Raw genomic sequence first — 16,747 nt, 5'->3', positions numbered from 1 at the left:
GGGGCACCGCGCTCACCTTCCAGTGTGCGCGGTGCCCCGGAGGTTTCGTACGAACGAAGCCGGAACTAAATCGTACGAAATTACTTCAGGCCGGGGTACAGCGGGTGCTTCTCCGCAAGCGCGGTCACCCGGGCCTTCAGTGCCTCGGCGTCGAAGCCGGGCTTCAGCGTCTCGGCGATGACGTCGGCGACCTCGCGGAAGTCCTCGGCCTGGAAGCCGCGGGTGGCGAGGGCCGGCGTGCCGATGCGCAGGCCGGAGGTGACCATCGGCGGGCGCGGGTCGTTCGGAACGGCGTTCCGGTTGACCGTGATGCCCACCTCGTGCAGCCGGTCCTCGGCCTGCTGGCCGTCCAGCTCGCTGTCGCGCAGGTCGACCAGGAGCAGGTGCACGTCGGTGCCGCCGGACAGCACGGACACGCCGTGCTCCTTGACGTCGTCCTGGACCAGGCGCTCGGCGATGATCCGGGCGCCGTCCAGGGTGCGCTGCTGGCGCTCCTTGAACTCCTCCGAGGCCGCGACCTTGAAGGAGACGGCCTTGGCCGCGATCACGTGCTCCAGCGGGCCGCCCTGGAAGCCGGGGAAGACCGAGGAGTTCAGCTTCTTCGCGAACTCCTTCTTCGCCAGGATGATGCCGCCGCGCGGGCCGCCGAGCGTCTTGTGCGTGGTGGAGGTCACCACGTCCGCGTACTCGACCGGGTTCGGGTGCAGACCGGCGGCGACCAGGCCCGCGAAGTGGGCCATGTCGACCCACAGGTAGGCCTCGACCTCGTCGGCGATCCGGCGGAACTCGGCGAAGTCGAGCTGACGCGGGTACGCCGACCAGCCGGCGATGATCACCTTCGGGCGGTGCTCCTTGGCGAGGCGCTCGACCTCGGCCATGTCGACCAGGCCGTTCTCGTCCACGTGGTACGCGACCACGTTGAACTGCTTGCCCGAGAAGTTCAGGCGCATGCCGTGGGTGAGGTGGCCGCCGTGCGCCAGGTCGAGACCGAGGATCGTGTCGCCGGGCTGGGCGATGGCGAACAGCGCGGCCTGGTTGGCGGAGGCGCCGGAGTGCGGCTGCACGTTGGCGTACTCGGCGCCGAACAGGTCCTTGATCCGGTCGATCGCGATCTGCTCGGCCACGTCGACGTGCTCGCAGCCGCCGTAGTAGCGGCGGCCCGGGTAGCCCTCGGCGTACTTGTTGGTGAGGACGGAGCCCTGGGCCTCCATGACCGCGACCGGAGCGAAGTTCTCCGAGGCGATCATCTCGAGGGTGGACTGCTGACGGCGGAGCTCGGCGTCGACGGCGGCGGCGACGTCCGGGTCCAGCTCGTGGAGAGGGGTGTTCAGAAGCGACATGAATCGATCCCTACGGGGTCTCGGTCAGCCTGCGATGAAGGCGGTGTACTCGTCGGCGGAGAGCAGGTCCTCCGGCTCGTCCGCGATGCGCACCTTGAACAGCCAGCCACCCTCGAACGGCGCCTTGTTGACCAGCTCCGGGTCGTCCACGACGTCCTGGTTGGCCTCGACGACCTCGCCGGTCACGGGGGCGTACAGCTCGCTGACCGACTTGGTCGACTCCAGCTCGCCACAGGACTCGCCCGCGGTGACCGTGTCGCCGACCTCGGGGAGCTGGACGTAGACGATGTCACCGAGGGCGTTGGCCGCGTGCTCGGTGATGCCGACCGTCGCGACGCCGTCCTCGGCGCCCGACAGCCACTCGTGCTCCTTGCTGTAGCGAAGGTTCTGCGGGTTGCTCATGACCTGATTCTCCTGGATGCGGGGAGTGCGGATGTACGGGGGTCTTGCGGGGTGAGACGCGTCCTGAGACGAATGCGTCACGTCGGCGTCCCGCCCGGAGGGGGCGAGGGCTGTCGCCCCATCCTCACTTCTGGCGCTTGTAGAACGGCAGCGCCACGACCGCGTACGGCTCGTGCGTGCCGCGGATGTCGACGCCGACGCCCTCCGTGCCGGGCTCGGCGAAGGCCGCGTCCACGTACGCCATGGCGATGGGCTTGGCCAGCGTCGGGGACGGGGCGCCGGAGGTGATCTCGCCGACGACCTCGCCGTTCGCGACCACCGACATGCCGGCGCGCGGCACCCGGCGGCCCTCGGCGACCAGGCCGACCAGCTTGCGCGGCGGGGCGGACTCGGCGCGCTCGGCGGCCTTCTCCAGCGCCTCGCGGCCGACGAAGCGGCCCTCGTTGGTGGTCTTCTCGAACTTCACGACCCGGCCGAGGCCCGCGTCGAAGGGGGTGAGCGAGGTGTTCAGCTCGTGCCCGTACAGCGGCATGCCCGCCTCCAGGCGCAGCGTGTCACGGCAGGACAGACCGCAGGGGATCAGACCGGCGTCCTTGCCCGCCTCGGTCAGCGCCTGCCACACGCCCTCGGCGTCGGCCGGCTTCAGGAACAGCTCGAAGCCGTCCTCGCCGGTGTAGCCGGTCCGGGCGATCAGCGCGTCCACGCCGGCGACCGTGCCGGGCAGGCCCGCGTAGTACTTCAGACCGTCCAGGTCGGCGTCGGTGAGCTGCTTCAGGATGCCGGGGGACTCCGGGCCCTGGACGGCGATCAGGGCGTACGCGTCGCGGTCGTCGCGGACCTCGGCGTCGAAGCCTTCGGAGCGGGCCACCAGGGCGTCCAGGACGACCTGGGCGTTGGAGGCGTTGGCGACGACCATGTACTCGGAAGACCCGGCCTCGGTCTCGCCCAGGCGGTAGACGATCAGGTCGTCGAGGATGCCGCCGTCCTCCTGGCAGATCATCGTGTAGCGGGCGCGCCCGATGCCCACGGTCGAGATGTTGCCGACCAGGGCGTAGTCCAGGAGCTCCACGGCCTGCGGGCCGGTGACGGTGATCTCGCCCATGTGGGAGAGGTCGAAGAGGCCGGCCTTGGTGCGCACGGCGTTGTGCTCGTCGCGCTCGCTGCCGTATCGCAGCGGCATGTCCCAGCCGGCGAAGTCGGTCATGGTCGCGCCCAGCGAACGATGCAGGGCATCGAGGGCGGTCAGACGGGGGGCAGTGCTCATGGGGTGGCTCCCGGGTCCCAGGCGTGCGGGGCACGACATACATGACGGTGAGGACGATCCTCCCCATCTGTCATGGAACCTGAGAGGTTCACCGAGAGCATCTCGTCACCGAGAGATCGGCTTGCACCTTGGGTGGGGACGCGGCAGGGCGACCCGCTTTTCAGATCTGCCTCATCCACGCGGTACGGGGCCTGAGAGATTCAAGGGAGGTACTTGCTCCTTCGGCGCCCGGGGCGCCCGGCGCGACTGCGCCGGCGGACCCGGGACTCTCCCGCGCGGATTCGAGCGGCCGGTATGCGGTTGTGCGCGCTCGGGCGAGCGCGTGGCGCGCTCATCATTGCACGGCCGATCCGCGCGGCAAATCGCTTGTGCCGCATTACCGTCTCTTTACACTTTGTGGGCAGGGGTCCCGCAGTCCCGTCAGGGGGAGACCCGACAGGGGGAGAAGCGATGACGATCCAGCGCACCGGAGTCCCGGCCGCGGCGACGAACACCGGGATACCGGCCCAGCGGGCGGTCGCCCGGGCCCGGACCCGCGAGCGGGCGCGCAGCAGGCGCCGCGCGCGGCTTCTGCGCGACCTGCGCGAGCGCGGCGGCCGCAGCCCCCGCGCGCTCACCTTCGCCACCGGCGACGTGGTGGTCGTCTCCGGGCTGCCCGGCGCCGGGAAGTCCACCCTGATGGCCCGCGCCGCCGAGGGCCGCGCCATCGACTCCCAGGACACCCGGGAGCGCTGGGAGGCCCGGCTGCCCCGCCTCCTGCCGTACGCGCTCTACCGCCCGCTCGCCCGCCTCGCCCACTACGCGGGCCTGCGCCGCGCCCTGCGCACCGGCGCCGGGGTGATCGTCCACGACTGCGGCACCCAGTCCTGGGTGCGCGGCTGGCTCGCCCGCGACGCCCGGCGCCGAGGGGCCGCGATGCACCTGATCCTGCTCGACGTCGACCCGGACACCGCCCGGGCCGGCCAGCGCGACCGGGGCCGCGGCGTCTCCGCGTACGCCTTCGCCCGCCACCGCCGCGCCGTCGCCCGGCTGGTCCGCACCGCCGAGGCCGGCACCCTGCCGGCGGGCTGCTCCTCGGTCACCCTGCTCGACCGGGACGCCGCCGGCGCCCTGCGGAAGATCGCCTTCCGGGACCTCCCGTGACGCACTCCGCACCCTTTTCGGTCACGGACGCCGCTCTGCGCCATTAGGGTGCCTAGGGTCCGTCCGGTGGGTCAGGACCGGACGGACCCAACCGCACCATGTGCGGAAGCCGGGGTGCGCCGGGAGCCGGGAGACCGGGAAGGGGACGAAGAGGACCGTGGACGTGACGTGGCCGGGCAACGAGCTCGAGGAAGTGCTGGCCGCCTCCCTCGGCAACCCCTCCGCCGGCGGGCGCCTGGTCGAGGTGCTCGGGCGCAGCCCCGTCTGGGTGCCGCTGCCCAACGGCGGCGGACCCGAGAGCCGTGACCTGGACCTGCCCACCATGGAGATCGACGGCGCCGCCTACGTGCCCGTCTTCAGCTCCGAGCAGCAGTTCCTCGCCGTCGCCGGCGAGCACATGTCGTACACGATCGCTCCCGCCCGTGACTTCGCCCGCGGTCTGCCGCCGCAGCTCGGCATCGCCGTCAACCCCGGCGGCACCGTCGGCGTTCCGCTGCCCCCGCCCGCCGTCGCCGAGCTCTGCCGCACCGGCCGCACCGCTCTCGACGGGCCGGCCAGCGGCGGCCGGGTGCGGCTCTTCGAGCCCGACTGGCAGGACGACCCGGTCGACTTCCTCGCCGCCGCCTCCGCCGAGTTCGAGGCCACCGGCGTCGTCGCCGTCGCCCGCCGTGTCCTCGCCAGCGTCGAGGGCACCGAGCCCGCGCTCTTCGTCGGCGTCGAGCTCACCGGACCCGAGGCCGACCGGAACGCCCCGCTCGACGCCCTCGGCCGCGCCCTCGGCCGGGTCGAGGTCGCCTGGCCGGTCAACCTCATCCTGCTCGACGTGGCCCAGGACCCGGTCGGCGACTGGATGCTGGACAAGGTGCGCCCCTTCTACCAGCGCGCCGCCGTGTGACGGACCCCTGTTTAAGCTGAACTCAGTCAGCTGAACCCATTCAAGTGAGCCTTACGACAAGAGGGGCGGGACCCACGGTGAGCGCGTCAGGCACCGCCGCGACCGGACAGGTCGAGCACATGCTGCGCCAGGTGGCACCCGGGCGCCACGACGCCTACGAGCAGCTGCTGCGCGCCCTCGCCGGCTCCGAGGTCCGGATGCTGCTCTGGCAGGGCGCGGCGGGCTCGCCCGACGCCCAGTACGGCAACATGGAGGTCGACGGCTACGGCTACGCGCCGTGCGTCACCTCCGCCCAGGAGCTCGCCGCCTCCGGCTGGACCCGCGGCCACGAACTCGTCTCCGGGCTTGAGATCGCCCGCGCCCTCTACCCCGACCGCTGGGGCATCTGGCTCAATCCGCACGCCCCCGGCGGCGGCGTCGGCATCCCCTGGGCCGATCTGCGGCGCATCGCCACCGGCCTGGACCGGATGCCCGCGGGCCCGCTGCGGCTCTCCGAGCCCGCCCTGGAGATCCCGCAGTTCTACGCCCTGCTCACGCAGAACGCGCACCGCACCTCCGCCGTCCGCTCGCTGCGCCGCGCCTGGGTGCAGCCCGCGCTCGGCTCGCCGTACCTGGCGATCGGCCTCGACCTGTACGACTCCTCGCCGGCCTCCGTCGAGGCCGTGCGGGCGATGATGCACCAGACCGTCGCCGCCGTCCCCGACGGACTGCCGGTCTCCACGGTGGCCATGTCCGACACGTACGACCCGGTCGCGATGTGGCTGCACGCCCACGCCCGTCCGTTCTACGACCGTGACGCGCACGCCGCGGGCGGCGGCGCCGCGTCTCACCAGTCGGGATACGGCTACCCGCCGGCGCGGCACGCCTGAGTGCTTCCAGCCACTTTGTCAACCCGGCGGCGAAATCCCTTTCCGAGCTGAGGTTTTGGCTCCGCTTGCGGGTGACGCGGCGGCTCTGTCCCGCATCCGCCCGATTTGCCAACTGTCCGGGTCTCAGCTTGATATCACCGCTATGCGGACTGTTCTCTGCCGCGTCACTCGCCAGTAGCGTTCGGCCGGTCAGACCGACCAACATGGCGACCCAGGGGTGGACCCATGCGAATATTCACGTCCCGGTCAGCCCGGGCTTTGACGGCGGCCCTCGCGGTCGGCCTCATCGCCACCGGCTGCGCGAGCGAGCGGGGCAAGGACGGGGACAAGGACGGCGCCAAGGACACGTTCGTGTTCGGTGCCCCCGGTGACCCGGCCTCCCTCGACCCGGCTCTCGCCTCCGACGGCGAGACCTTCCGCGTCACCCGGCAGGCCTTCGAGGCCCTGCTGGAGCACGAGTCCGGCGGCAGCAAGCTGGTCGGCGGTCTCGCCGAGAAGTGGTCCAGCAACCCTGCGGGCACGGTCTGGACGTTCGGCATCCGCCAGGGCGTGAAGTTCCACGACGGCGAGAAGCTCGACGCCGCCGCCGTCTGCGCGAACTACGACTACTGGTTCAACTGGAAGGGCACGTACCAGTCCAGCGCGGTCTCCTACTACTGGCAGACCATCATGGGCGGGTTCGCGAAGAACGAGGACAAGGAAACCCCGAAGGCCAACTACAAGTCCTGCACCGTCAAGGACGCGAACACGGCCGTCATCGAGGTCTTCGAGCCCTCCGCCAACCTTCCGGGCGGCTTCTCCCTGCAGGCCCTCGCGATCCACTCGCCGAAGGCGCTCAAGGAGTACGCGAAGCAGGAGGCGACCGCCAAGGGCGACGCCATCACGTACCCGAAGTACAGCCAGGAGGCCGGCATGGTCGCCGGCACCGGCCCGTACAAGATCACGAAGTGGAACAAGGGCAACAAGGAAGTCAGCCTGACCCGCTTCGACGACTACTGGGGCGAGAAGGCCAAGGTCAAGAACCTGGTCTTCCGCACCATCGACACCGAGAGCGGCCGCCGTCAGGCGCTGCAGGCCGGTGACATCGACGGCTACGACCTGGTCGCGCCCGCCGACATCAAGACGCTCGAGGCGGCCGGCTTCGAGGTCCCGACCCGTGACGTCTTCAACCTGCTGTACGTCGGCATGTCGCAGGAGAAGAACCCGGCGCTGAAGAAGCCCGAGGTCCGCCAGGCCATCGCCCACGCCATGGACCGCGAGAACATCGTCAAGACCCAGCTGCCCGCGGGCGGCAAGGTCGCGACCCAGTTCATGCCCGACACGGTCGCCGGCTGGTCCGAGAACGTGAAGAAGTTCCCGTTCGACACGGCCAAGGCCAAGCAGCTCCTCGCCTCCGCCGGCGAGAGCAACCTGAACATCGAGTTCTGCTACCCGACCGAGGTCACCCGCCCGTACATGCCTGCCCCGCAGGACATCTTCGAGCTGATCAAGGCCGACCTGGAGAAGGCCGGCATCAAGGTCACCCCGAAGCCCATGAAGTGGAACCCGGACTACCTGGACGCCACCGAGGCCGGCTCCTGCGCCCTGCACATGCTCGGCTGGACCGGTGACTTCAACGACGGCTACAACTTCATCGGCACCTGGTTCGCCGAGTACGACAAGCAGTGGGGCTTCAAGGACGACAAGGTCTTCGCCGCGGTGAAGGCGGGCTCGCTCCAGGGCGACCCGACCAAGCGCACCGACCTGTACAAGAAGGCCAACGAGGCGATCATGGACTACCTCCCCGGTGTCCCGCTGTCCTCCTCGCCGCCGGCCATCGCGTTCGGCAAGAACGTCAACCCGCCGAAGGTCTCCCCGCTGACGCAGGAGAACTTCGCCGAGGTCTCCTTCAAGTAACACCACCGCCAGCGGTCCGCCCGGCCACGGAAACAGCGTGGCCGGGCGTCCGCGCATCCGACTCCCGAACAACGCAAGAAAGGGGCACGCGGGGTGTTGCGACTCGTCGTACGACGACTTCTCCAGCTGATACCCACCCTGCTCGGCCTGTCGGTTCTGCTCTTCATCTGGCTGAACCGACTGCCCGGCGGACCCGCCTCAGCGATCCTGGGCGAGCGGGCGACCGAAGCCGACGTGGCGCGCATCAACCGCGCGCTGGGACTCGACCAGCCGATCTACGTCCAGTACGGACGCTTCCTCAAGCGGCTCTTCAACCTCGACCTCGGCACCTCGGTGCAGACCGGACAGCCGGTCTGGGACGAGTTCGTGCTGCGCTTCCCCGCCACGGTCGAACTCAGCCTCGCGGCCATGTTCCTGGCCGTCGTCGTGGGTGTCCCGCTCGGCTACCTGGCCGCCCGCAAGCGCGGCGGCTGGCTCGACGTGGCCTCCGTCTCCGGCTCGCTCGTGGGCATCTGCATCCCGGTCTTCTTCCTGGCCGACATCCTCAAGGGCGCCCTCGGCGACATCTTCGGCACCTTCGGCCGCCAGTCCACCGGTATGGACGCGACCAGCGTCACCGGCTTCGCCGTCCTCGACGGCCTGCTCACCGGTGAGTTCGACGCCGCCTGGGACGCGCTCATGCACCTGGTGCTGCCCGGCATCGCCCTGGCCTCCATCCCGCTCGCCGTCATCGTCCGGATGACCCGCGCCAGCGTCCTGGAGGTGCTCGGCGAGGACTACATCCGCACCGCCGAGTCCAAGGGCCTGGAGCGCCGCGTCGTCCGCGGCCGGCACATCCTGCGCAACGCCCTGCTGCCGGTGGTCACCACCGTCGGCCTGCTCACCGGAAGCCTGCTCTCCGGCGCGGTGCTCACCGAGTCCGTCTTCTCCTTCGGCGGCATCGGCTCCTTCATCCGCACCGCCATCGACGCCCGCGACTACCCCGTGCTCGTCGGCTTCATCATGTTCATCGCCATGATCTACGTGCTGATCAACATGCTCGTGGACCTCGCCTACAGCGTCATCGATCCGAGGGTGCGGGTGCACTGATGAGCCTGATAAACACCGCTTCCAAGGTCGACCGGCTGGCCCGGCTGACGGCGACGACCGAGACCTCCAGCGGCGCCAGCCTGTGGCGCGAGGCGATGCGCCGGCTGCGCGGCAGCAAGGCGGCGATCATCGGCGCCGTGATCATCGCCGCCTTCGTCCTGCTCGCGATCATCGGCCCCTGGATCGCCCCGCACGCCCCGACCGACCAGGCGTGGCGCGGCGAGGTCTTCCCCAACCGGGGACAGTTCGTCGGCGCGCGCGGCGAGAACTGGTTCGGCCTTGACCACCTCGGCCGCGACGTGTTCTCCCGCATGCTCGTCGGCGCCCGCCAGACGCTGCTCGTCGGCGTGGTCTCCATGCTCATCGGCCTGATCATCGGCGCCCTGGTCGGCGCCGTGTCGGGCGCGGCCGCCACCCTCGGCGGCCGGACGGGACAGCGGATCGACGACGCCGTCATGCGCGTCACCGACATCCTGCTTGCGCTGCCCTCGCTGCTCCTCGCCGTCTCCGTCGCCGCCGTGCTCGGCCAGTCGCTCACCACCGTGATGATCGCCGTCGGTGTGGTGCAGATCCCGGTCTTCGCCCGCCTCCTGCGCGGCTCGATGCTCGCCCAGGGCGGCAGCGACTACGTGCTCGCGGCCCGCGCCCTCGGCCTGCGCAAGCGGCGGATCGTCTTCACCCAGATCATGCCGAACTCGCTGAGCCCGGTGATCGTCCAGGCGACGCTGAGCCTCGCCACCGCCATCATCGAGGCCGCCGCCCTCTCCTACCTCGGACTCGGCAACCCCGACCCGTCGGTCCCCGAGTGGGGCGTCATGCTCTCGCAGGCGGAGCGCTTCTTCGACAACGCACCCATGATGTCGATGTATCCGGCGGTCGCCATCATCATCACCGCGCTGGGCTTCACCCTCCTCGGCGAGGCCATGCGCGAAGCGCTCGACCCGAAGCTGCGAGGTTAGTCATGCCACTGCTCACCGTGGACGAACTCACCGTCACCTTCGGCGGCCGCGGCCGCAAGGACGTCCGGGCGGTCAACGGCGTCTCCTTCAGCGTGGACCAGGGCCAGGTCGTCGGCCTGGTCGGCGAGTCGGGCTGCGGCAAGTCCGTGACCTCCCTCGCCCTCATGGGCCTGCTGCCGTCCAAGGGCGTCACGCTCGGCGGGCGCGCCGACTTCGACGGCACGGACCTGCTGACGCTCAGCCCCGGGAAGATGCGCGACCTGCGCGGCCGCGACCTCGCGATGATCTTCCAGGACCCACTGTCCTCGCTGAACCCGGTCATCCCCATCGGCATCCAGGTCACCGAGATCCTCCAGCGCCACCGCGGGATGAAGGGCGAGGCCGCCCGTAAGGAGGCCGCCCACCTGCTCGACCGGGTCGGCATCCCCGACCCGACGCGGCGCCTCAAGGAGTTCCCGCACCAGCTCTCCGGCGGCATGCGGCAGCGCGCGCTCATCGCCATGGCGGTGGCCTGCGCCCCCCGTCTGCTCATCGCCGACGAGCCGACCACCGCGCTCGACGTCACCATCCAGGCCCAGATCCTCGAACTCCTCAAGGAACTGGTCGACCAGGAGGGCACCGCGCTGCTGATGATCACCCACGACCTGGGTGTCGTCGCCGGCCTGTGCGACCAGGTGAACGTGCTCTACGCGGGCAAGGTCGTCGAATCGGCCGGCCGCCGCGAGCTGTTCGCGCACCCCACGCACCCGTACACCCACGGGCTGCTCGGCTCCATCCCCCGGCTCGACGCCCCGCGCGGCGAGTCCCTGAACCCCATTCGCGGGTCCATCAACGACCAGATCGCCTGGGCCGACGGCTGCGCCTTCGCCCCGCGCTGCGACCGGTACGAGATGGAGTGCCTCACCGGCACGCCCGAACTGACCGAACCCCGCGAGGCCGGACACCGTGCCCGCTGCGTCAACCCGGTCCTGGCCACGACGGAGGTCCCGGCATGAGCCTGCTCGAACTGGACGGAGTGAAGGTCCACTTCCCCGTCAAGAAGGGCATCCTCTTCGACCGCACGGTCGGCCACGTCTACGCCGTCGACGGCATCTCGCTGTCGGTGGAGGCGGGCCAGACCTACGGCCTGGTCGGCGAGTCGGGCTGCGGCAAGACGACCCTCGGGCGGGCCGTACTGCGCCTGGTCGACATCACCGACGGCTCGGTCGTGCTCGACGGCACCGACGTGGCCAAGCTCCCCGAGAAGGAGCTGCGCTCCTTCCGCCGCCGGCTCCAGATGGTCTTCCAGGACCCGCTGGGCAGCCTCAACCCGCGGCAGAACATCGAGTCGATCCTCAGCGAGGGCATGGCCGCGCACGGGATCGGCGCGGACCAGGACGAGCGCCGGGAGAAGATCAAGGAGATCCTGGCGAAGGTGGGCCTGCCCGCCAACGCCCTCTCCCGCTACCCGCACGAGTTCTCCGGCGGCCAGCGCCAGCGCATCGGCATCGCGCGGGCGCTCGTCCTGGAGCCGGACCTGATCATCTGCGACGAGCCCGTCTCGGCCCTGGACGTCTCCATCCAGGCCCAGGTGATCAACCTCCTGGAGGAGCTCCAGGAGTCGATGGGCCTGACCTATCTGGTCATCGCCCACGACCTGGCGGTGGTCCGGCACATCTCGGACGTCATCGGCGTGATGTACCTCGGCTCGCTGGTCGAGGAGGCGCCGAGCGACGTGCTGTACGCGGAGCCGCTGCACCCGTACACCCGCGCCCTGATGTCGGCGGTCCCGGTCCCGGACCCGGAGGTCGAGGAGCGCCGCGAGCGCATCCTGCTCCACGGCGACCTCCCGTCCCCGGCCAACCCGCCGGCCGGCTGCCGCTTCCACACCCGCTGCCCGTGGGCCCAGGCGAGCCGCTGCGCGACCGAGCGCCCGGAGCTGACGGACGTCGGCGACGGCCACAAGGTGGCGTGCCACTTCGCGCGGGAGATCGCGGAGGGGACGATCACGCGGGCGGGGGAGCCGGAGCCTGAGAAGGCCGAGAAGGCCGAGAAGCCTGAGAAGGCCGAGAAGGCTGTGGTGCCCGCGCAGGCGAAGGCGGAGCCGGAGCCGGAGGACGTGAAGCCCGAGGCTTCGGAGCCCGAGGCGTAATCGTCCGCTTCTCGTTCGTGGGGCCCTGTCGCCGCCCGGCGGCGGGGCCCCACGCGCGTGGGGGCGGGAGGGCCCGGAGGAACCGGGACAATGGTTCGGTGCTCCACGATCTGTTCAATCCGTCGGTCCAGCATGCCCTGGACCTCGTCGGCATCTTCGTCTTCGCCATCTCGGGCGCGCTGCTCGCCGTCCGCAAGAACTTCGACGTCTTCGGCATCGCGGTCCTCGCCGAGGTCACCGCGCTCGGCGGCGGCCTGTTCCGCGACCTGGTCATCGGCGCGGTGCCGCCGGCCGCCTTCACCGATCTCGGCTACTTCCTGATGCCGCTGGTCGCGGCCGTGCTCGTGTTCTTCCTCCACCCGGAGGTGGAGCGGACCCAGAACGCGGTCAACGTCTTCGACGCGGCGGGCCTCGGCCTGTTCTGTGTGACGGGGACGACGAAGGCGTACGACTACGGTCTCGGCCTGACCTCCTCGGCGGTGCTCGGCCTGGCCACGGCCGTCGGCGGCGGCGTGCTGCGCGACGTGCTCGCCAACGAGGTCCCGTCGCTGCTGCGCTGGGACCGGGACCTCTATGCCGTCCCCGCGATCGTGGGCGCGACGATCGTCGTGCTGTCCATCCGCTTCGACGTGCTCAACGCGTACACCAGCGGCATCGCCGTGCTGACCGCCTTCGTGCTGCGGCTGCTCGCGATGCGCTACCACTGGCGGGCGCCGCGCGCCTGGAACCGCCGGTCGAACGCCCGCGAGGAACCCGGAAGTGAAAAAGCTACCGCTTAGTAGTCTATTCCTGTAGCGTTTCGGCCATGAGTACGAGCAGCATGGAGACCGTGAACGCGAGCGAGTTCGACCGGGACACGGCAGTCGTCCTGCGCGAGCCCGGGGTGTACGACGCCGAGCTCTCCGCGGGCTGGACGATCATCCACGCCGTCAACGGCGGCTACCTCCTCGCCCTCCTCGGCCGCGCGCTCGGCGAGCACCTGCCGCACCCGGACCCGTTCACCATCTCGGCGCACTACCTCACGCCGTCCGTGCCGGGCCCGGCCGTGATCCGCGTCGAGACGGTCCGCACCGGCCGCACGCTCTCCACCGGCCAGGCCTCCCTGCTCCAGTACGCGGAGGACGGCACCGAGGTCGAGCGGATCCGCGTGCTCGCCTCGTACGGCGACCTCGACGCGCTCCCGGACGACGTCCGCACCACGGCGGCCCCGCCCGCGATCGCCCCGATCGACCAGTGCTTCGGCGCCTCCGACGGCCCCGCCCCGGCGATCCCCGGCTCCTCGGCCATCACCGAGCGCCTCGACATCCGCCTCGACCCGGCCACCGTCGGCTGGGCGATCGGCGCGCCGTCCGGCAAGGGCGAGATGCGCGGCTGGTTCGGCCTCGCCGACGGCCGCGACCCCGACCCGCTCTCCCTCCTGCTCACGGTCGACGCCCTCCCGCCGACCTCCTTCGAGCTGGGCCTCAAGGGCTGGACCCCCACGGTCGAACTCACCACCCACGTCCGCTCCCGCCCGGCCCCCGGCCCCCTCCGCGTCTCCATCACCACCCGCAACCTCGCGGGCGGCTTCCTGGAGGAGGACGCCGAGGTCTGGGACAGCACCGACCGCCTGGTCGCCCAGTCCCGCCAGCTGGCGCGGGCGCCGAGGGCCTGACGGCCCCGCTAGCCTGCCCCGGTGAAGTCCGACCGGCTGCTCTCCCTCCTCCTGCTGCTCCAGACCCGCGGGCTCGTGCCAGCCGGTGAGCTGGCCGAGAGGCTGGAGGTGTCGGTGCGGACGGTGTACCGGGATGTCGAGGCGCTGTCCGCGGCCGGGGTGCCGGTGTACGCGGAGCGGGGGCGGTACGGCGGGATCGCGCTGCTCGCCGGGTACCGGACGGACGTCACCGGGCTGACCGCCGACGAGTCGCGGGCGCTGTTCGTGCTCGCCGCGCAGGGGGCGCACGGCGCGCTCGGGCTCGACGAGGCGCTGGCCTCCGCGCTGCGGAAGGTGATGGCGGCGCTGCCGGCCCCGCACCGGCCGGCCGCCGAGGCGACCAGCCGGCGGATCCTGGTGGACCCGGACCGCTGGATGAGCGGGCCGCGGGCGGACGTGGACCTGGACGTGCTGTACCGGGCCGTGTTCGCCGACCGGCGGCTCGCGCTGCGCTACCGCAGCAGCGGGGCGCCCGCCCCCAAGGCGTACACCGTCGATCCGTACGGCCTCGTCGTGAAGGCCGGCGTCTGGTACCTGGTCGCGGACCGCGACACCGAGCCGAGGCTGTTCCGGGCCGACCGGGTGGAGGCCGCCGAGCTGCTCGACGAGCCGGTACGGCGCCGCCCCGGCGTGGAGCTCGCCGAGGTGTGGGAGCTGCTGCGGGAACGGGTCGAGCGGCGCCCGGCCGGAGTGACCGTCACCGCCCGGGTCCACCGCGACCGCTACGACCGCTTCCTGCGCCTGCACGGCGACCGCCTCACCGTCCCGCCACCCGCCCGCCCCACGACCGAGTGGACGGAGATCGAGCTTGCCGTCGCCGAGCTCGGCGAGCTCCGCCCGCTGCTGGCCATGGGCGGAAGCCTGGAGGTCCTCGCCCCGCCCGCCGCCCGCACCTACCTCGCCGAGGCGGCCGCGGAGACCGTCGCCCTGTACGGCGACACCGCCCATGCCGACCGCGATGGCTCCGGTGGCTCGGCTCGCGGCTCGGCCGGGTGATCGGGTCGGTGGGCCGGCTCGCGGCGTGGCCGGTGGCTCCGCCCGCGACCCGGCCGGTGGCTCCGCCCGCGACCCGGCCGGTGGCTCCGCCCGCGACGCGGCCGCCGACTTCGGCCGCGATGGCGCAAACCGGCCGCCTTCCCCGGTGGCCGACCCCGCCTCGTAGAATCGACCCACCATGATGGCTTACCTCGACCACGCGGCGACCACGCCCATGCTTCCCGAGGCGATCGAGGCGATGACCGCCCACCTCGCCGTCACGGGCAACGCCTCCTCGCTGCACGCCGCCGGCCGCCGCGCCCGGCGGACCGTCGAGGAGTCCCGGGAGACCCTCGCGGGCGCGCTCGGCGCCCGGCCCAGCGAGGTCGTCCTCACCTCCGGCGGCACCGAGGCCGACAACCTCGCCGTGAAGGGCCTCTTCTGGTCCCGGCGGGACGCCGACCCGCGCCGCACCCGGGTCCTCGCCAGCCCCGTCGAGCACCACGCGGTGCTCGACGCCGTCGACTGGCTCGCCGCCCACGAGGGCGCCACCGTCGAGTACCTGCCGGTCGACTCCTACGGCCGGGTGCACGCGGACGCCCTGCGCGAGGCCATCGCGCGGAACCCCGACGACGTCGCCCTCGCCACCGTCATGTGGGCCAACAACGAGATCGGCACGATCATGCCGGTCCGCGAACTCGCCGACGTCGCCGCCGAGTTCGGCGTCCCCCTGCACGCGGACGCGGTCCAGGCCGTCGGTCAGGTCCCGGTCGACTTCGCCGCCTCCGGCCTCGCCGCCATGACCGTCTCCGGCCACAAGATCGGCGGCCCGTACGGCATCGGCGCGCTGCTCCTCGGCCGCGAGTACACCCCGGTCCCCGTCCTGCACGGCGGCGGCCAGGAACGCCACGTCCGCTCCGGCACCCTCGACGTGCCCGCCGTCGCCGCCTTCGCCGTGGCCGCGCGCCTCGCCGCCGACGGGCAGGAGGAGTTCGCCCGCACCGTCGGCGCCCTGCGCGACGAGCTCGTGACGGCCGTCCGCACCGCCGTCCCGGACGCGATCCTCGGCGGCGACCCGGACGGCCGGCTCCCCGCCAACGCCCACTTCACCTTCCCGGGCTGCGAGGGCGACTCCCTGCTCCTCCTCCTCGACGCCGCCGGCATCGCCTGCTCCACCGGCTCCGCCTGCACCGCCGGCATCGCCCAGCCCAGCCACGTCCTCCTGGCCACCGGCGCCTCGCCGGACCTGGCCCGCGGCACCCTCCGCTTCAGCCTCGGCCACACCTCCACGAAGGACGACGTGGCGGCGGTCGCCGAGGCCATCGCCCCGGCGGTGGAACGCGCGAGGACGGCCGGCCTCAGCTGAGCCTCGAACGGGCCTTCCGTACGAGCGCCATGTACCGGTCCCAGTCCCAGTGCGGACCGGGATCGGTGTGGTCCGTGCCCGGCACCTCCACGTGCCCGATGATGTGCTCCCGGTCCACGGGGATCCCGTACCGGGCGCATATGTCGGCGGTGAGCCGGGCGGAGGACTCGTACATCGCCGTCGTGAAGTCCTGCGGGCGGTCGACGAAGCCCTCGTGCTCGATGCCGATGCTGCGCTCGTTCATGTCGCGGTTGCCGGCGTGGAAGGCGACGTCGAGCTCGCGGATCATCTGGGCGATGTGGCCGTCCTTGCGCACCACGTAGTGCGCGGCGGCGCCGTGGGCCGGGTCCTTGAACACCTTGAGGGCGGACTTGTAGCTGCCCTGGACGACATGGATGACGACCCGGTCGACGACGTAGTCGTCGGGGCGGTCGGCGCGGCGCCAGTTGTAGCCGGAGGCGGCCGTCCACTCGGCGCCCTTGTGGTCGAGCTCGCCCTCGACCCGCTTCTTCTCCATGCCGGGCAGCCGCCACCACAGGCGGCCCAGCTCGTCGCGCGCGAAGACGGCCGCGCCGGCGACGGCGACCGTACCGCCGAGCAGGACGGCCCGCCGCGTGGGCCCGCCCTTCTTGGCGGCGCCCTTCTTCGCGGCTCCCTTCCTGCCGGCCCGCTTCTCTCCGCTCCCCTTGTTCCCCATGTGATCGAGAACGCTCGGTGCCGCGATG

General features: G+C 71.6%; 16 protein-coding genes and 1 riboswitch. Of the genes, 12 read left to right on the top strand and 4 right to left on the bottom strand.

Features of this window, described 5'->3' with window-relative positions:
• Nucleotides 1–80: 80 nt before the first annotated feature.
• The 3 genes from glyA to gcvT all read right to left on the bottom strand — a co-directional run bounded on the left by glyA (nucleotide 81) and on the right by gcvT (nucleotide 3,006).
• On the bottom strand, nucleotides 81–1,340 hold the full coding sequence (gene glyA, locus AB0M18_RS03695) for a serine hydroxymethyltransferase (protein ID WP_365755164.1): 1,260 nt from the start codon (nucleotides 1,338–1,340) through the stop codon (nucleotides 81–83).
• Nucleotides 1,341–1,364: 24 nt separating this feature from the next.
• On the bottom strand, nucleotides 1,365–1,742 hold the full coding sequence (gene gcvH, locus AB0M18_RS03690) for a glycine cleavage system protein GcvH (protein WP_365755163.1): 378 nt from the start codon (nucleotides 1,740–1,742) through the stop codon (nucleotides 1,365–1,367).
• 124 nt (nucleotides 1,743–1,866) lie between these two features.
• Complete coding sequence (gcvT, locus tag AB0M18_RS03685; protein ID WP_365755162.1) at nucleotides 1,867–3,006, bottom strand: glycine cleavage system aminomethyltransferase GcvT; 1,140 nt, start codon at nucleotides 3,004–3,006, stop codon at nucleotides 1,867–1,869.
• 170 nt (nucleotides 3,007–3,176) lie between these two features.
• Nucleotides 3,177–3,290, bottom strand: a riboswitch (glycine riboswitch).
• Between the two features lie 166 nt (nucleotides 3,291–3,456).
• Here gcvT and AB0M18_RS03680 point away from each other — a divergent pair.
• The 12 genes from AB0M18_RS03680 to AB0M18_RS03625 all read left to right on the top strand — a co-directional run bounded on the left by AB0M18_RS03680 (nucleotide 3,457) and on the right by AB0M18_RS03625 (nucleotide 16,022).
• The gene (locus tag AB0M18_RS03680) at nucleotides 3,457–4,149 is read left to right on the top strand and encodes an AAA family ATPase (protein ID WP_365755161.1); all 693 of its coding nucleotides are present in this window, start codon (nucleotides 3,457–3,459) and stop codon (nucleotides 4,147–4,149) included.
• Nucleotides 4,150–4,306: 157 nt separating this feature from the next.
• The gene (locus AB0M18_RS03675) at nucleotides 4,307–5,044 is read left to right on the top strand and encodes an enhanced serine sensitivity protein SseB (RefSeq protein WP_365755160.1); all 738 of its coding nucleotides are present in this window, start codon (nucleotides 4,307–4,309) and stop codon (nucleotides 5,042–5,044) included.
• 77 nt (nucleotides 5,045–5,121) lie between these two features.
• On the top strand, nucleotides 5,122–5,913 hold the full coding sequence (locus AB0M18_RS03670) for an enhanced serine sensitivity protein SseB C-terminal domain-containing protein (RefSeq protein WP_365755159.1): 792 nt from the start codon (nucleotides 5,122–5,124) through the stop codon (nucleotides 5,911–5,913).
• Nucleotides 5,914–6,138: 225 nt separating this feature from the next.
• The gene (locus tag AB0M18_RS03665; protein ID WP_365755158.1) at nucleotides 6,139–7,809 is read left to right on the top strand and encodes an ABC transporter substrate-binding protein; all 1,671 of its coding nucleotides are present in this window, start codon (nucleotides 6,139–6,141) and stop codon (nucleotides 7,807–7,809) included.
• Between the two features lie 93 nt (nucleotides 7,810–7,902).
• The gene (locus AB0M18_RS03660) at nucleotides 7,903–8,898 is read left to right on the top strand and encodes an ABC transporter permease (RefSeq protein WP_365755157.1); all 996 of its coding nucleotides are present in this window, start codon (nucleotides 7,903–7,905) and stop codon (nucleotides 8,896–8,898) included.
• Nucleotides 8,898–9,857 (top strand): ABC transporter permease, encoded by a 960-nt coding sequence (locus AB0M18_RS03655; protein ID WP_365755156.1) that lies wholly within the window; start codon nucleotides 8,898–8,900, stop codon nucleotides 9,855–9,857. Before AB0M18_RS03660 ends, AB0M18_RS03655 begins: the two co-directional genes overlap by 1 nt.
• 2 nt (nucleotides 9,858–9,859) lie before the next feature.
• Nucleotides 9,860–10,852: an ABC transporter ATP-binding protein gene (locus AB0M18_RS03650; protein WP_365755155.1), complete on the top strand. Its 993-nt coding sequence runs from the start codon at nucleotides 9,860–9,862 to the stop codon at nucleotides 10,850–10,852.
• Entirely contained in the window at nucleotides 10,849–11,988 is a 1,140-nt protein-coding gene (locus AB0M18_RS03645; protein ID WP_365755154.1) for an oligopeptide/dipeptide ABC transporter ATP-binding protein, read from the top strand. Before AB0M18_RS03650 ends, AB0M18_RS03645 begins: the two co-directional genes overlap by 4 nt.
• A 98-nt stretch (nucleotides 11,989–12,086) precedes the next feature.
• Nucleotides 12,087–12,767, top strand: a complete 681-nt coding sequence (locus AB0M18_RS03640) for a trimeric intracellular cation channel family protein (protein ID WP_365755153.1) — start codon at nucleotides 12,087–12,089, stop codon at nucleotides 12,765–12,767.
• Nucleotides 12,768–12,793: 26 nt separating this feature from the next.
• A complete protein-coding gene (locus tag AB0M18_RS03635; protein ID WP_365755152.1) occupies nucleotides 12,794–13,642 on the top strand; it encodes a thioesterase family protein in 849 nt (282 codons plus the stop codon).
• 21 nt (nucleotides 13,643–13,663) lie between these two features.
• On the top strand, nucleotides 13,664–14,677 hold the full coding sequence (locus AB0M18_RS03630; protein ID WP_365755151.1) for a WYL domain-containing protein: 1,014 nt from the start codon (nucleotides 13,664–13,666) through the stop codon (nucleotides 14,675–14,677).
• A 181-nt stretch (nucleotides 14,678–14,858) separates the two neighbouring features.
• Complete coding sequence (locus AB0M18_RS03625) at nucleotides 14,859–16,022, top strand: cysteine desulfurase family protein (protein ID WP_365755480.1); 1,164 nt, start codon at nucleotides 14,859–14,861, stop codon at nucleotides 16,020–16,022.
• On the opposite strand, the gene AB0M18_RS03620 is transcribed toward AB0M18_RS03625, so the two are convergent.
• Nucleotides 16,015–16,719: an N-acetylmuramoyl-L-alanine amidase gene (locus tag AB0M18_RS03620; RefSeq protein ID WP_365755150.1), complete on the bottom strand. Its 705-nt coding sequence runs from the start codon at nucleotides 16,717–16,719 to the stop codon at nucleotides 16,015–16,017. The genes AB0M18_RS03625 and AB0M18_RS03620 overlap by 8 nt on opposite strands.
• Between the last annotated feature and the right edge of the window lie 28 nt (nucleotides 16,720–16,747).

It is taken from the genome of Streptomyces sp. NPDC051909 (assembly GCF_040681095.1).
Lineage (GTDB): Bacteria > Actinomycetota > Actinomycetes > Streptomycetales > Streptomycetaceae > Streptomyces.
Note: the sequence above shows the minus strand (reverse complement) of the source record. Positions and strands in the feature narration are given on the sequence as shown.

What these genes read in the sequence shown, in the direction of transcription:
- glyA (WP_365755164.1), bottom strand. Translation starts at nt 1,340, where the DNA reads ATGTCGCTTCTGAACACCCCTCTCCACGAGCTGGACCCGGACGTCGCC.
- gcvH (WP_365755163.1), bottom strand. Translation starts at nt 1,742, where the DNA reads ATGAGCAACCCGCAGAACCTTCGCTACAGCAAGGAGCACGAGTGGCTG.
- gcvT (WP_365755162.1), bottom strand. Translation starts at nt 3,006, where the DNA reads ATGAGCACTGCCCCCCGTCTGACCGCCCTCGATGCCCTGCATCGTTCG.
- AB0M18_RS03680 (WP_365755161.1), top strand. Translation starts at nt 3,457, where the DNA reads ATGACGATCCAGCGCACCGGAGTCCCGGCCGCGGCGACGAACACCGGG.
- AB0M18_RS03665 (WP_365755158.1), top strand. Translation starts at nt 6,139, where the DNA reads ATGCGAATATTCACGTCCCGGTCAGCCCGGGCTTTGACGGCGGCCCTC.
- AB0M18_RS03655 (WP_365755156.1), top strand. Translation starts at nt 8,898, where the DNA reads ATGAGCCTGATAAACACCGCTTCCAAGGTCGACCGGCTGGCCCGGCTG.
- AB0M18_RS03650 (WP_365755155.1), top strand. Translation starts at nt 9,860, where the DNA reads ATGCCACTGCTCACCGTGGACGAACTCACCGTCACCTTCGGCGGCCGC.
- AB0M18_RS03645 (WP_365755154.1), top strand. Translation starts at nt 10,849, where the DNA reads ATGAGCCTGCTCGAACTGGACGGAGTGAAGGTCCACTTCCCCGTCAAG.
- AB0M18_RS03635 (WP_365755152.1), top strand. Translation starts at nt 12,794, where the DNA reads ATGAGTACGAGCAGCATGGAGACCGTGAACGCGAGCGAGTTCGACCGG.
- AB0M18_RS03625 (WP_365755480.1), top strand. Translation starts at nt 14,859, where the DNA reads ATGGCTTACCTCGACCACGCGGCGACCACGCCCATGCTTCCCGAGGCG.
- AB0M18_RS03620 (WP_365755150.1), bottom strand. Translation starts at nt 16,719, where the DNA reads ATGGGGAACAAGGGGAGCGGAGAGAAGCGGGCCGGCAGGAAGGGAGCC.